Here is a 14,871-nt window from a genome sequence, read left to right as displayed (position 1 = left end):
GTAAGGGTTTAGAGGCGTTTTTTGTTTTATCCTCTACTTTAAAAAAAGAATAAATCGGCGGAAAGTGTAACATTCTATTGGTGTCAGGGACTTACGATTCGATGTTGTTTGAGTGTTTCGATTTCTTGTGTGAGCGTTTCAATCTGTTTTTCGAGTGTCTGATCTTTTCTGCTTCGCCTATGTGCTAAGATGCTCCATACAGTTGCCCCGATGGCAAGAATCGCTAAAGGGATACCGATGCAAGCAATGATGTTATTTTGTCTGTCAAAATTCTTTTGAACATTGGCAAAGCCGGTATTGACGGTTTGTTTTAGGTTCGAGATTTCGGTCTGCCTAATAGCACCATCCGTTTTTAACTTATCAATATCAACCTTCAAAGGTTTGGTTTCTTTCGAGATCTCTTCTTTGACAATCAAGCGAATTTTATCAAGGTCCGCGTCGGTGAGCGCCCCGAGAGCTGGCAAGGCGATTGCATATAAGAGCATCAAGAGGACGAGAATGGTTTTCATCGGATGTCTTTGATAACCCTCCCAAAAACGAGGTGTTGTCTTGTGGATATATCCCGGAAACTCTGAGCCTGATTTAGAGATACTTGAATCTCCCTGCCCGAACATCCTCAAGTGCCTCCTTGCGCAGATGGTCAAGCTTTCCTGCCTTCACGTCTTCGTGATGCACTCCCGACGCATAAATGCGTGGGCTTCTTTTAGAAGACCAGCCTCCCACAAGGCATACTGGCAGCGTTTTGTTCCTTATAGGAACTCCAACGGTATAAGTCCCCAGAGGGTGACCTGTTGACCGAAGGGACACGGTTGATGCAAGCAACCGCGGGGCGCACCACCGACCCGACTACAGGGAAAGTTTTTGAGTTGTGGAATTCCCTGATACGCGACTGCCCAGTTGGCACGTGTCGCGAAAGCGTAAAGTGCTTTCATCTATGTTTAGGCGATATACGCCTCTATAGGTATATCGGTATCTAAATCGGAGTTTCCAACAAACCAACAGAGTCCTCTATGCATTTTGGACGGGGAGCCACTTCGCGAAGGTTCGTGAAGAATGCATTGACTCCCACTGTTGGATACTCTAATTATACTACATTTTACGGTGTTTGTCAAATAAAAATCACTTGCGAAGGCACGGATAACGTGGGATTGACCCAAAGCTAAAGCATTGGGATTGTTAAGTGTTTTCCTTCACTGTTTACGTTCTATAATTCATCCAAATCGAGTGCGATGAATCGGTATCCCAAGGGTTTTATCCGATCGACTAAGGTTTCCCGCAATTGGAGGGCACGCGTAAATTGTGCTTCCGAAACCTGTATCCGCAACACTGGCGTATGGTCAAAAAGTGAAACGTCTTCAAGCGCGAATTCGCTCAGGATCTGCTTCACCTCTACCAATGCTGCGAGACTTTCGGCTTGCACCGTATCCGGATCTCTTGCCATCTTAAGACTGTCGCCTCCAATCGCTACCCGCCATGAACCCACCATCAACGAAAACCATCTGTCCGGTAACAAAGTCAGAGGCATTAGAGGCGAAGAAAATTGTTAATCCTGCCAAGTCCTCAGGTTCACCCCACCGATCTGCCGGGGTGCGATTGAGAATCCATCGGTTTCGGCTGTCCTCGCGTGCGGGAGCAGTCATCTCGGTTCGGATGAAGCCGGGGGCAATGCCGTTGACTTGGATGTTGTGCTCCGCCCATTCTACGGCGAGCAACTTCGTTAATTGGAGGAGTCCCCCCTTCGCTGCGGTATAGGCGACACTCGTGGGGAGCCCAATCGCTGAGGTGAGCGACAACGTGTTGATAACCTTACCTGATTTTTGTCGCTGCATGACAGTGCCGCAGGCTTTTGCGAGAAAAAATGCTCCTTTTAGATTAATATCCGTAACGAAGTCCCAATCCGCCTCGGTAAATTCCAAGGCAGGATTGCGTATATTGACGCCAGCGTTGTTGACGAGGACATCAAGTCGTCCTAAAGTCTCCACAGTCTGTGCGACGAGCGCGTCAATTTCTGTCAGATCGCTGACATCCGCCTGAATAGGGAGAACGTTTCTGCCGGTTTCATCGGCAATCCGTTCAGCGACGGGGGTCAAGGTCTCTATTTCTCTGCCCACAACGACGAGGTCTGAACCTGCACCCGCAAGCCCTTCTGCCATTGCAAGCCCAATGCCGCGACTCGCCCCAGTGACGAGACTTACTTTACCCTCTAACCGAAATTGTTCAACGATTCCCGTAGCAGATTTTTGATTCATATTTTACTCCGATTCATGTTATGTCAATTCACTAAGTTTATTGCGTCCAATCCTATTTGTTATCTGTGGCGAGTGCTGGATCGGATTTGATAGCTTCTGGTGGTGCAACCCGAGTATCCACCTCTACACACGCTGAACGAAAGTCCTTGTTCTCTATGGGTTCAATTGAAAGTCGACATCCAAGCGCGGTAAGAATAGTTACGAGCATATCAACGCGCGGTGCCGTCTCGCATGAGAGTACTTCCAAAAGCGTTTGTGGATCCATTCCAGTTTGCTTGGCAAGTTCCGAGAGCCCTCCCTGTGCGTCTATAACCGCTCGGAGCGCGCTTACCAGCGCGCCAGGGTTTGCATATATTTGGTAATCCGCCAATACGGCTTGCAGAAATCCAATAGCAGCGTCGTGATCAGCGGCGAGATCTTCGATGAGAACATCGCGCCATTTTCTTAGTTTTCTCATGTGTGTGCCTCCTTGTATTCTCGCCAATAAGGTTTTGCTCGTTGAATATCTTGTGTCTGTGATGACTTATCACCACCGCAAAGCAGAAGCACGATCGTGTTATCTACCTCTGCAAAATAAACACGATACCCCGCCCCGACATGAATACGTAATTCAAAAACACCACTACCAACAGAACGGTAATCACCGAAATTACCCTGCTCAAGATAGATAAATCTCGACCGAATATTACTTTGTACTCTTTTATCCCGAATGGTTTTATAGTAAAACCCGTAATTACCTTTACACTTTTTTGCATCGGCGAGGTTAGGAAACCTCGCCTACCGGGGGCAGAAGTGTAAACTTATTTTCAAAATCTACTATAAACCATTCAGTGAAAGGTTCCTTTCCATTTGGAACCTTATAGAATTGCAGTTCTCGGGGGTGTGTGCCACGCATTAAGATTGTTCGTGATTAATCGGTCAGTCCATCCTGTTCTGCGAATTCAAACAATTGGTCACTATTAATACCCTTTATCTTTCCGTTGTGCTCTTCAGCGAGAGAGACAAGGAGTGCGGCAGCATGGGAAAGTTTGAAATCAAATTCCAGCGCGACCACATAGATAATTGTGTTGTTGACGTTCTGTTCTCGGACCTTTTCAAGAATTACGTCCTTATTCACTTCAATAGGATAGTTGGCAGTTGTCGTAGGAAGTCCATCAGTTATTAAGACGATAACGGATGGATTCAGTGTTAGTGCTACTTCAAGGGCAGCAAGAATATTCGTTGCTGTATTGCCCTGAATACTTTCCGGTGTGAATCTGTCAAGATACTTCAAGACGCGTTTTATGTTTGCAGCGTTTGCCGGTAGCATTTTCTCGCTCATAGGTTCAGCTGTTTCAGCAAACGTTACAATGTTCAGCTTGTCATTGTTCCCTAACATCATCACGGAATCTTTGAGAGCGTTTATTGCCAGTGGCAATTTTTTCATTCCGAGTACCTGCATACTTGCGGTTATATCAAGACAGTAGACGACATCTTTAGGTCCCCCGAATTCATCGAGAAAATCAATGATGCCGAGTCGGTCTGCGGAACCATCCTTTCCGCCGCCACCGAGAAGTCCACCGTCGGAACCCCCTTGTCCATCTCCACGGAATCTACCCATACCGTCGCCGCGCGCGCGGACCCTGCCGGTAACAACACCGCGCCCATCTGTCTGTCCGGGTTGTGCGATAAGTCTGCTGAGATTCGAGGCTTCCGCATCGCGTAATTGTGCATCCGTCATCAAATCTGGAATAATCTCGCTCACTGGCGCTTTGTTGACCTCTACGTCTTCGAGAACAACACGTGGACTGAGTTTCATGACCTCATCTATTTTATTTCGAGCGGCTTCAATCTTTTTCTGCTCTGCATTTCTGGCAAGTTCCTCGTTGGGATCATACATCTTCTTCGTGAGCGGTGGTTTCGGTTTCTGCTTCCGTTTTCTGGGTGGTTCGGCATCGTTAATCAGGTCCACAGCGAGGGCATCTGCCTGTTCTTGGGTGAGTTGATTCATTGGGAGAAATAGGTAGGCAATCGCGAAAATCATGTGTAGAATAAGCGATAATAAGATGACAGAGCGCGTGCGGTTCCTACGTCGTCGTGCATCAACACCCCAGTTCAGCAATTGATTTAACATGATGAAGCCCTCCGCGTTTCGTTTCCATTTTTATTTTCTCTTTCAAAATCAAAGGTTTGTGAGCAATATGTCTTGGGATTTCTGTGTGCCTACGTCCCTGACGCAGTTTGCTGATTTTCAAACGCCTGGATCCACGTTCTGCCTTCAGGTGTCAGTTCATAATAGGTATGATTTCGGTGCTTGATCCATTTTCCCTTGACGATATTTTTTCGATAATGGATGATACGCCCCGCAACCCGTTTCAAACCACCGAGGTTCCTCAATTTACGATGTCGTTGGTGCATCTCTTCAAGCGGAATTCTCAAGGTTTCAGCAACAACGATTGAATAGTCCATTCCCAATTCTTGATGGTGTTTCAGTATAAAGTAATCGGTCTCATCGAGTTCAGCAAACGCAGGGGGAAGTGTCAGGGAATCCGTCGGCGTCTCGGTTGTCCGAATCTCATCCCATGCGACTGCCAACAATCGTTCTGATCGGAAGCCTTGTACCGCATTACATTCGGCGTGATGGACGGTTATCGTGCTGTCTTCCTTAAAATACCCAGTGATCGAGTCCCCCTCTTGGGGCATACAACATTTGGCAATTTTATAGGTGAGTTCCGCTGCCATATCTTTATCTCGTTACCGTTCCAATGCCCGATATCCGATGTCATCTCGGACGTGTGCGTTATCAAAATGAATGGCGGACACACCTTTATATGCCTGTTGAATCGCATCGCGCAATCCGCCCGACATAGCCGTGACACCCAACACTCGACCGCCATCCGTGACAATGTTTTCACCGTTCTGCTTTGTGCCTGCATGAAAGACGGTAACGCCATCAACCGCATCGGCATCTTCAAGTCCTGTGATAACTATCCCCGTCTGGTAGGGGTCTGGATACCCACCCGAAGCCATAACGACACATGCGGCTGCCGCATCATGCCATTGCACGTCAGCGTGCTGTTCAAGCGTTCCATCAATACACGCCATCAACAAAGGCACCAAATCACTTTTGAGGCGAGGTAAGAGGACTTGAGCCTCAGGATCACCAAAACGACAGTTGAATTCTACCACTTTCGGACCGGCATCGGTAATCATCAATCCGACGTATAGCACACCTTTGAAGGGTCTTCCGATATCTGCCATGCCATTGACAGTCGGATAAACGATGCGCTGCATCACATCGTCGTGTAATTCTGGTGTGATAACAGGCGCGGGAGAGTAGGCCCCCATCCCACCGGTATTCTTGCCGGTATCACCATCGTGGGACATTTTGTGGTCCTGGGAACTGACAAAAGGGAGACAGTAAGTGCCGTCGGTAAGCACGGTGAAGGAGGCTTCTTCGCCGATGAGCTCCTCTTCGATGACGACACTATCACCCGCTTCTCCGAATGCCCTGTCTACCAGAATTGTTGTGACGGCTTGTAACGCCTCTTTGAAGGTGCGTCCGGGGATAACCCCTTTGCCTGCTGCAAGTCCATTTGCCTTAACGAAAACAGGAGCATTGCGATCTTCGACATAAGCCATGGCTTCTTCGGCATCCGTAAACGTCTGGTGTTCAGCTGTCGGGATTCCGTTTTTTACCATGAGCTGCTTAGCAAAATCTTTACTCGCTTCCAAGTATGCTGCGCGTTTATCCGGTCCAAATGCCTTCAACCCGCGTTCACTAAACACGTCAACGATCCCTTCAGCCAAAGGGGCTTCGGGACCGACAACGGTTAAGGCAATGTCTTGGGACTCCGCCCAATCCGCTAACTCGGTAAACCGATCCGGCATCGAGATAAGTTCTGAAATTTTAGCAATACCGGGATTACCGGGGGTGCAATAGATTTTTTCAATGAGTGGGCTTTGTGCAAGCTTCCAGACGAGTGTATGTTCGCGTCCGCCTTGCCCCACAACCAGAATTTTCATGCTACATATCCTTTTTGACTGTATTATACCAGAATGTGTTCGGAAAATCAAGGACGTTTATTAATTTGACAAAGCCCTCGCGACCTGTTATACTGACTGCGACTTAATTTACAACATAGGTAAACAACCGTGCTACAGCGAAATCTGTAGGGGTAAGAGGAAACAGTCTATGCGCTATTTGCGAGGTATCATTACATGGATTTATTCATTGCAAAGCATTTGGAGGAGATAAAAAATGGCTGAACAACATCACGAACTCGCCCACGTTTTTGCTGAGGCTTCGCAGCGTGTTAGCGATGCCCGCGGTGGCACGCCGCGCACCCTCAACACCCCTTATACCTTTCCCGGTTATACGAAAGCGGAATGGACTGAAAAAGCGGCAGCCTTGCGTCAGCAGGTTCGTGTCGCTAACGGCTTGGTTCCAATGCACGAACCGACACCCCTAAATGCCGAGATCTTCGGGAGAATCGAGCGAGACGATTACACCATCGAAAAGGTCTATTTTGAACCCTTTCCCGGCTTCTTCACGACCGGAAATCTGTACCGACCCCTTGGGAAATCCGGTCCGTTCCCAGGAATTGTGAGTCCCCATGGACACTGGAGTCGCGGGAGGCTTGAGAGTATCGAGCGGGGTTCAATCCCCGGTCGCTGTATCAACTTCGCTAAGCAGGGCTACGTCATTTTTGCTTACGATATGATCGGCTACAACGACAGCGGTAAACAGATAGAACACAATTACGGCGGCATACACGAAGGACTGTGGGGACTCAATGCGATGGGACTTCAACTCCAGAACAGTATCCGTTCCATCGACTTTTTGGAGAGTCTACCAGATGTGGATAATGAACGTATTGGATGTACGGGGGCATCAGGCGGTGGCACACAGACTTTTATATTGACGGCGGTTGATGAACGCATTAAGGTCTCCGCACCCGTCAATATGATCTCAGCCACGATGCAAGGCGGATGTATCTGTGAAAACGCACCGAACCTGCGTTTAGATGCGAGTAACATTGAAATCGGCGCGCTGATGGCACCGCGTCCACTCCTACTCGTGTCCGCGACAGGCGACTGGACGGTAAATACACCCACGGTTGAATATCCCGCTATCCGAAGTATCTATGCGCACTTCGATGCGGAAGACAAAGTACATCAGGTTCAGATAGACGCAGAGCATAACTACAATAAGGAAAGCCGTGAAGCGGTCTACGCATGGTTCGCGAAGTGGTTTCTGGAAGCAGCGGACACTTCGGCGTTTAAAGAGGTGGCGTTTGAAGTTGAACCAGATGAGGCACTGCTGGTTTTCTCGGAACGCGATCTACCGCCGCACGCCATGAAACAGGACGAGTTTCTACCGGTTTGGGCGAACAGATCCCAAGAAGCCCTCGAAAAAGTGAAGCCGACGAACGAAACGGAACTCCAAACATTTCGCGAAGAAATAGGTAGCGGGTTACAACACGCGCTCGGGTTGCACCTCCCGAAAAGCACGGATGTAACGCTTGTTGAACCAGACGGCGCATTTCCGACAACGTATCATACCAATTTATCCGCGAAACATCTTGTCATTGGTAGAAAAGGTATAGGGGACGCCATCCCTGCTCTTCTATTTAGTCGAGAACCCCAAGTAGAACACGATCCGGTAACACTGATTGTTCATCCAGAGGGTAAGGCGAATTTAATCAATTCGGAGACAGGCGAACCTTCTTCGCTCATCACGGATTTACTCAGTGCTGACCAGAAAGTACTGGTTATTGATGTTTTTGGGACGGGTGAGCATAGCGACTATGAGAGATCGGAAACTACCAATTACTTCACCACCTATAACCGAACAACCGCAGCCCTACGCGTGCAAGATATTGTAACGGCACTGCACTGCTTCACAAACAGAGGCGATGTTTCACAGGTGAATCTGATCGGGATAGGGGAAGCGGGATTGTGGAGTTTACTGGCAGCTGCATTTACGGAGGTCAAAAACGTTGTCGTGGATGCGGCCGCATACGCCCTCAACAGCGATGCGGCGTTCTTGGAAACCTTACCGATACCGAGCATCCGTCAAGCAGGCGATCTTCGGACAGCTGGAACACTTGTCGCACCGCGACCGCTGGCTATCCATAACACTGGTGACGTATTTGATACGGGATGGATCACTGAGGTTTATGGGGATATCGGAGCAGGTCAGAACTTGCTTGTCGAAAAAGATAAGTTGTCCGATGAGGATATAATCACACAGGTCATTGGATAGACTTTGCAATATGTATTTGTGAGCTGCGCATTATAGGAAAATTGAGTGTACACCGACGGATCCGTGCGGTTAGAAACCGCACCTACCGGTTTTTCTAATGCACCATAAAAGGGCGGACACAAGGATCCGCCCTTACATTAACCACACAAAATCAGAAAGCAGATGCCTCTATGAGAGGTTGTATCCACGTTCGTTGTGTTGCGACAGGTCGAGCCCCATCCGTTCGTCATCCTCTTCTACGCGTAAGCCGACTGTGGCATCTACAATTTTGAGGATAATAAATGAAAGCCCGCCACTCCAAACAACAGTAACAATGATACTGAGTAGCTGCGCCCATACTTGTGTGCCTATTGTCATACCTTCCGCTAATCCAACACCGCCTAAGCCCTCAGCGACAAAAATGCCAGTCATTAAGGCACCGACAATTCCACCGATACCGTGAACGCCAAATGCATCCAAAGAATCATCATAACCGAGTTGTGCCTTCAGGCTGGTTGCGCCCCAGAAGCAGACAATGCCAGAGACAATACCGATAGCAAGTGCGCCAATCGGTCCGACAGAACCTGAGGCGGGGGTAATAGCAACCAAGCCAGCCACGGCTCCAGTGACAATGCCTAAGGCACTCGGTTTTCCGTGTTTCGCCCATTCAACAAACATCCACGCAACAGCAGCGGTAGCTGTTGAAATCTGGGTGACAAGCATCGCCATACCAGCGGCCCCATCAGCAGCAACAGCACTGCCAGCATTGAAGCCGAACCAGCCTACCCAGAGCATGGAAGCCCCAACGACGGTGAGCGTCAAACTGTGTGGAGGCATCGCTGTTGTTTGGTAACCGAGTCGTTTTCCGACTAAGATGGCAGCAATTAAAGCTGCGATACCTGCGTTAATATGCACAACGGTCCCGCCTGCGAAATCAAGCGCGCCAATAATATCGCCAAATAACGAACCATCCCCTGACCATGCCATGTGGCAGAGGGGGGCGTATACTATAATCGACCAAACCACGGAGAAGATTAACATTGCCGAGAATTTCATCCGTTCCGCGAATGCTCCCGCAATAAGGGCGGGTGTGATGATGGCAAAGGTCAACTGGAACGTAATAAAAACGGTTTCGGGGATAGTCCCAGAGAGGGTGTCCACACCGATACCGCGTAAAAACATGGTCCCGAATCCGCCGACAAAAGAAGTGACGGTCAAGGTCCCTGCCTCCATGCCATCAGTGTTAAAGGCGAGACTGTAGCCACAGACGACCCACACAATCGTAATCAAGCCTGTCAATGCGAAACATTGCATAAGCACAGAGAGGACGTTTTGGACGCGCACGAGTCCGCCATAGAAAAGTGCAAGTCCAGGGATCGTCATAAAGAGCACCAGGGCAGTAGCCGTCAGCATCCAAGCCGTGTCGCCTGAATCAGCGGTAGCTGTCTCTTGCGCCATCGCTAAACTCGGCACGCCACACAACAGTAAAATAACAATTAGCGTTCTAATTCGTGTATAACCAGATCGGCTTTTTGGCGCAGCTTGCAAGCCAAAACTTGCTGTGAAAAGCGCAGATTGCGATGCACATCGTTGTTGCATCTGTATCCTCCATTCGATGAATCTCGCAAGCCAAGGCTTGCTTTCAGCACAAGCAGATGTTGCTTGTTTTTTGTTCTTTGAAAGTAGACAACTTTGTCTACTTCTTCCATTTTTGTAGGGACAGGTAGTTGTGTCCCACTCACGGTTTCTTGAAAGAGATATTAATTCTGAGAATCTATTACTTCAGCATTTTATCAGAATATCAGAATAGTATCAAACGTTTTTAATTTTTCCTTTCGGTTAAGTGGTAAATAAAAAAAGTGGAACGTCCACAGCACGTGAAGTAAACTCAGGGATATAAGTGAAACTTCATGTGGACGTTCCTATTCGGTTTTATGTCTCCGTCCTATTTGGAGCGAAGACTACATTGAAATATATCTAACGCATTGAGGAAACATTAAAATCAGGATACGCACTCGCGCCGTGTTCTTCATAGTCGAGTCCTGTTTGTTCTTCCTCTTCACTAACCCTTAACCCTGTAACAGCCTTAATTCCATAGAATAGAATAAAACCAGTAACGAGACACCATACAAGCACGGAAACGACACCGACGATTTGTGCCCAGAGGAGTCCAAAGCCTCCACCGAAGAAAACCCCGTTTGAACTGTCGAAAAATCCAAGGAGGATTGTGCCTAAGGCACCACACGTTCCGTGGACAGAGATGGCACCGACCGGATCATCAATGCGAAGTTTTTCAAACATCAGAACACTCAAAACGACCACAATACCACCGAGTGCACCGATAATCGCTGCGGAGACAGGACTCACCGATGCGCACCCTGCAGTAATTGCTACCAATCCAGCGAGTGCACCGTTGAGTGACATACCAGCATCGGGTTTGCCAAGGAAAATCCATGCGGTAATCATCGCAGTAATGGCACCTGCGGCAGCTGCGAGGTTCGTTGTTACGGCAATACCTGAAATTTCGGCTGCATCCGCACCCATCTGACTCCCGGGATTAAATCCGAACCAACCGAGCCACAAGATAAAGACCCCGAGTGCGGCGAGCGGTAGGTTGTGCCCAGCAATCGGTCGTGGATTTCCATCGCTATCGTATTTACCTGCACGGGGACCCAAAACGACGGCACCTGTCAGGGCGAGCCAGCCACCGGTTGAGTGAACAACTGTAGATCCCGCAAAATCTGACATACCGAAGTCTGATAGCCAACCCCCGCCCCAAACCCAGTGTCCAACAACGGGGTAGATGATACCTGTGATGAAGACGCTGTAAATCAGGTAGCTTTTGAACTGTGTCCGTTCCGCCATTGCCCCAGAAACGATAGTTGCGGCGGTTGCGGCGAACACCAACTGGAAGAGCCAAGCGGCGTGTGTCGGGACGGAGCTCCACTCTAATGAAGCAAACGCTGTAGAATCAGCGGGGACAAACCAACCACTCAATCCCATGAATGCGCTACCTGTGCCAAACATAATGGCAAACCCGATCGCCCAATAAGCAATCGAACCCATCGAGAAGTCCAGCAAGTTTTTCATCAGAATGTTGACGGCGTTCTTGGCACGGGTGAAGCCAGACTCCACCATAGCGAAGCCTGCCTGCATAAAGAAAACCAGAAATGCAGCAACAAGCACCCACAACGTGTCTGCCATATACTTCGCGTCAGAAACCTTCTCACCCTCAATGGATCCGTTTAAGGCGAAAACGTTCAGGCTCAGCAAACAGGTGAGTACCAAAACTGTTATGATAACCTTACTTTTCATTTGAAATATCTCCTTGTAGAGCAGCAGTCAGTTATCAGTTGTCAGCAGTCAGTGAAGAAAGACTCATACATCAAACCCGTTCTTGGTACTAAAATAACTGATAACTAACAACCGATAGTTTCCATCCTTACCAGGAACGGACGAAAGTCATTCTGCCGGTGATCCCTGTTTCATCTTCACCTTTTTGGGTCTCAAATCCGACAAAAACGCCGAGCGTGTTATTTTCCCCATAGCCGACATTGGCACGGAGACCGGGTGCTATACTACTGATTTCGCTTGCGGTCAAATCAAAGGTCACTTCTACTTGTGGACCGATAGCAACGGTATCATTCAGCGAATAGAGGACAAAATTGCGTGTGTAAAAGGAATCGTCACCATAATCAAACATGGAATTCAAGAACCCTTGTATCCATGATTCAAAATAGATGGAACCCGCGGTGAGATATGTAAACAGCTGCGGGGCAATCAAGGAAGAAGGGCCGTCCGCGGCGGCGTAATCAAACCCAATACCCACCATGGGGAGAAAACTAAGGGACAGGTCATCGCTATCGACGACGGGAATGCCGAGTCCGATGTCTAATTCACCGAATGTGCCAACGACGTAAATATCGGTATCCAGAGAAAGACCGCCGAGGAAACTTGGAGAATGGCTGGCACCCACCCAGATCTGTGTCCCTAAACTATCTGTATCCGTCCGGAACCACCCAGAAACCTCTGATGCTTCTTCTTCTGCCATCTCTTCACCGGCTTCATGCGCGTCTGCATAAGCCATTGGGATACTACCAACTGCGAAAATACAAACCATTACCAACAAACGAACCATCCAAAACGTATGCGTTTTCATCAAAATCTCCTTTATACGCGTTTTGAAACGCGTCTACAAGGTTATATTAAAATTTGAGCAACGTACTTTCACGGTGCGATACTGTCAGTCTGCGGTTTTCATAGCGAAAGAGACCGTTTGACTTCAGCATAAATTTGTGATATAGTGATTTTGCCTCTCCTTTTCGACACTTTTTGAATAAAAGGAGAACAGGCTTTCACCCGTGCGTATTGTGCACCTGTTTTCGCTTAAAGCAAAACGCGTGCCAATTAATAGTTATCGGTTGTCAGTACATTCGCTTCGCTCATTTTCAGTTGTTAGTAATGTAAACACCACAAGCATTTAACCGATAGTGGATAATGGATAGCGGACAATTTTTAAAACTGATAACAGATAACGGATAACTCTCACTGCGAGACAAACTCTTAAAAAAATGCTGAAATTTTCAACAAAACATTGCCCAAAAAAGATGCATATTATGTTTTTGAGCGTTGTTGTATTGTTCGGGACAGCACTCCGATTTTTGAACCTTGGGCAGTGGAGTTTCTGGATTGATGAGGTTTTCACGGTTCGAGACGCACAAAACCTTTCAGGCGACAGTTGGCGAGTTATCCCAAACCCGATCCCCTATCTGGCAGTGAAACTATCAATCTCAATTGCTGGCAGTCGTGAGTGGGGGAGCCGCTTAATTCCGTGCCTGGTCGGAATCGCCTCGATTCCCATGGTTTTTGGGTTCGGACGAGCCCTTTTCAATTGGCGGATCGGACTCCTGAGCAGTGCCTTTGTGGCATGCTCAAGTTGGCACCTGTTCTGGGCACAAAATGCGCGTTATCCGGTCTTCACCTTTTTCTTTGGTGTCCTGACGGGGTGGTTATTCTATGCCTCCCTTGAACGCGATTCAACGCTTTTAACCATAGGCGCGCTCGTTTCCTGTCTCTGTTTAATTCTTTCGCATACGCTCGCCGTTGTGATCGTTCCGGCTTTAGCGGCATACACCCTGATCTGCCTATTAGAAAACTCCAACAGAAAGCGGTGGTTGAATCTCCTCATTTTCTTTCTCCCGTTCGCGGTGCCGGTGTTGGCACTCATACTACCACAGGTGCGAGGTTATCTCTTCTCTGGATGGGGACGCAACGTCTGGCAGCGGAGTCCACTCTATATCGTGCTAACGCTCGTCCAAGGCGTAAGTATTCCAGTCGCTGTTACCGCCTTTTTTGCCCCCATCGCGACCCGATTCAACAGAGCTACGCTTTTTTTACTCTGTTATGCGGGTATCCCGTTAATTCTTTTTCTGATCGCATCGCAGCTCCAAAACGTTGCGGGTTATTACCTATTTTGGACAACACCTGCCTATTTCATTCTGGCAGGTGTTGCGTGCGAACGAATTTGTGAAAAGACACAGCAATCGCGAGCACAGCTCGCTCCTACAGGGAAAGGTGGGTGCGAACGGGTCTGGGAAGCAACAGGGACGGCATCGGGAAACACGCTCGGTATACTTGTGCCGTGTGTGCTTTTGGTGACACTCCTGTCGCAAGATTATCTCTATTTTAAAATTGAAAACGGTGGGAGACCGCAGTGGCGAGAGGCGTTTGAAGTCGTAGAAGCGGAGAAGAAACCGACCGATAAAGTTGTGCTTTCAGAACCTGAGATGGGTCGGTATTATCTTCCGGAATTAACACCCATTTACATCGGTGGGTTATTAGAAGATTCGGAAGCATTTGAAAGAGAATGGAAAACTTCGGAAAGGGAACGCTTATGGTTTCTTGTGGATGTAGCGAGTTTTAACGTCTTTGACGCTGAGGCGAGGGTTCGCACTTGGATTCGCCAACGGGGACGCATGGTAAAAACACTGCCTGCGTTTTCACGGGCAAAAGACAGGACGATTCATGTGTATCTGTTAGAATAGAACATTTTGATAACCTCTGCTAATGGAAAATGGCTTGGATGGGTTTCCTTCAATAGCGAACACTCACGGACGCGTTGCCCCAGTCGGCGCCTCGGACATGATCGCCTTCAAGACAAAAACGCCTTGATTGCACCGCCGACACCGATTGCGGCTGCGATACGAAATAACCAGTCAATCAATGTTTTCTTGTATGTCGCAACGGCTGTCGTTCCCGCTACAGCGGTTTCAACATTTCGAAATCGATCATCTAAAGATTGAATATCCGATCGGACATCGGCGATATCTGCCTTGAGTTCTGATCGGACATCGGCGATATCTGCCTTGAGTTCTGATCGGACATCGGCGATATCTG

Annotated in this window: 15 protein-coding genes (1 of these 15 running past the window's edge); 2 read left to right on the top strand and 13 right to left on the bottom strand. The window is 48.4% G+C overall.

All coding sequences use genetic code 11. The features are described from left to right. Nucleotides 1-83 precede the first annotated feature (83 nt). The 9 genes from F4X88_14255 to purD all read right to left on the bottom strand — a co-directional run bounded on the left by F4X88_14255 (nt 84) and on the right by purD (nt 6,254). Nucleotides 84-614 carry a hypothetical protein gene (locus tag F4X88_14255; protein MYA57453.1) on the bottom strand — a complete coding sequence of 177 codons (531 nt, stop codon included), beginning with the start codon at nt 612-614 and terminating at the stop codon, nt 84-86. A gap of 135 nt (nt 615-749) precedes the next feature. Continuing rightward, a complete protein-coding gene (locus F4X88_14250) occupies nt 750-932 on the bottom strand; it encodes a hypothetical protein (GenBank protein ID MYA57452.1) in 183 nt (60 codons plus the stop codon). Between the two features lie 272 nt (nt 933-1,204). Then, nucleotides 1,205-1,441: a hypothetical protein gene (locus F4X88_14245; GenBank protein ID MYA57451.1), complete on the bottom strand. Its 237-nt coding sequence runs from the start codon at nt 1,439-1,441 to the stop codon at nt 1,205-1,207. Nucleotide 1,442: 1 nt separating this feature from the next. Beyond that, entirely contained in the window at nt 1,443-2,249 is an 807-nt protein-coding gene (locus F4X88_14240) for a glucose 1-dehydrogenase (GenBank protein MYA57450.1), read from the bottom strand. A 52-nt stretch (nt 2,250-2,301) separates the two neighbouring features. Next, entirely contained in the window at nt 2,302-2,706 is a 405-nt protein-coding gene (locus tag F4X88_14235) for a helix-turn-helix domain-containing protein (GenBank protein MYA57449.1), read from the bottom strand. Continuing rightward, nucleotides 2,703-2,960, bottom strand: a complete 258-nt coding sequence (locus F4X88_14230; protein ID MYA57448.1) for a type II toxin-antitoxin system RelE/ParE family toxin — start codon at nt 2,958-2,960, stop codon at nt 2,703-2,705. Before F4X88_14230 ends, F4X88_14235 begins: the two co-directional genes overlap by 4 nt. A 199-nt stretch (nt 2,961-3,159) precedes the next feature. Continuing rightward, complete coding sequence (locus F4X88_14225) at nt 3,160-4,362, bottom strand: VWA domain-containing protein (protein MYA57447.1); 1,203 nt, start codon at nt 4,360-4,362, stop codon at nt 3,160-3,162. An 89-nt stretch (nt 4,363-4,451) separates the two neighbouring features. Beyond that, nucleotides 4,452-4,970 (bottom strand): DUF2250 domain-containing protein, encoded by a 519-nt coding sequence (locus F4X88_14220; protein ID MYA57446.1) that lies wholly within the window; start codon nt 4,968-4,970, stop codon nt 4,452-4,454. 12 nt (nt 4,971-4,982) lie between these two features. Further along, the gene (gene purD / locus F4X88_14215; GenBank protein MYA57445.1) at nt 4,983-6,254 is read right to left on the bottom strand and encodes a phosphoribosylamine--glycine ligase; all 1,272 of its coding nucleotides are present in this window, start codon (nt 6,252-6,254) and stop codon (nt 4,983-4,985) included. Nucleotides 6,255-6,489: 235 nt separating this feature from the next. Between purD and F4X88_14210 the strand changes: the two genes are divergently transcribed. Further along, nucleotides 6,490-8,496 (top strand): hypothetical protein, encoded by a 2,007-nt coding sequence (locus F4X88_14210; GenBank protein ID MYA57444.1) that lies wholly within the window; start codon nt 6,490-6,492, stop codon nt 8,494-8,496. 168 nt (nt 8,497-8,664) lie between these two features. Here F4X88_14210 and F4X88_14205 read toward each other — a convergent pair whose 3' ends face one another. From F4X88_14205 to F4X88_14195, 3 genes are all read right to left on the bottom strand, one after another. Then, on the bottom strand, nt 8,665-9,933 hold the full coding sequence (locus tag F4X88_14205) for an ammonium transporter (GenBank protein ID MYA57443.1): 1,269 nt from the start codon (nt 9,931-9,933) through the stop codon (nt 8,665-8,667). Nucleotides 9,934-10,452: 519 nt separating this feature from the next. Further along, nucleotides 10,453-11,790 carry an ammonium transporter gene (gene amt, locus F4X88_14200; GenBank protein MYA57442.1) on the bottom strand — a complete coding sequence of 446 codons (1,338 nt, stop codon included), beginning with the start codon at nt 11,788-11,790 and terminating at the stop codon, nt 10,453-10,455. A 127-nt stretch (nt 11,791-11,917) separates the two neighbouring features. After that, nucleotides 11,918-12,634, bottom strand: a complete 717-nt coding sequence (locus F4X88_14195) for a hypothetical protein (protein ID MYA57441.1) — start codon at nt 12,632-12,634, stop codon at nt 11,918-11,920. A 412-nt stretch (nt 12,635-13,046) separates the two neighbouring features. Between F4X88_14195 and F4X88_14190 the strand changes: the two genes are divergently transcribed. Further along, nucleotides 13,047-14,519 (top strand): glycosyltransferase family 39 protein, encoded by a 1,473-nt coding sequence (locus F4X88_14190; protein ID MYA57440.1) that lies wholly within the window; start codon nt 13,047-13,049, stop codon nt 14,517-14,519. Between the two features lie 247 nt (nt 14,520-14,766). On the opposite strand, the gene F4X88_14185 is transcribed toward F4X88_14190, so the two are convergent. Next, a protein-coding gene (locus F4X88_14185) for a hypothetical protein (GenBank protein MYA57439.1) crosses the window boundary here: on the bottom strand, nt 14,767-14,871 show its end. 168 nt of this gene lie beyond the right edge of the window; 105 of the gene's 273 nt are visible here — the last part of the coding sequence; its start codon lies beyond the right edge, outside the window — the gene reads right to left on this strand; the stop codon is at nt 14,767-14,769.

The sequence above is a fragment of the Candidatus Poribacteria bacterium genome (genome assembly GCA_009839745.1).
Taxonomy (GTDB): domain Bacteria; phylum Poribacteria; class WGA-4E; order WGA-4E; family WGA-3G; genus WGA-3G.
The sequence above is the reverse complement of the archived record's forward strand: the minus strand, read 5'-3'. Positions and strand labels throughout refer to the sequence as shown.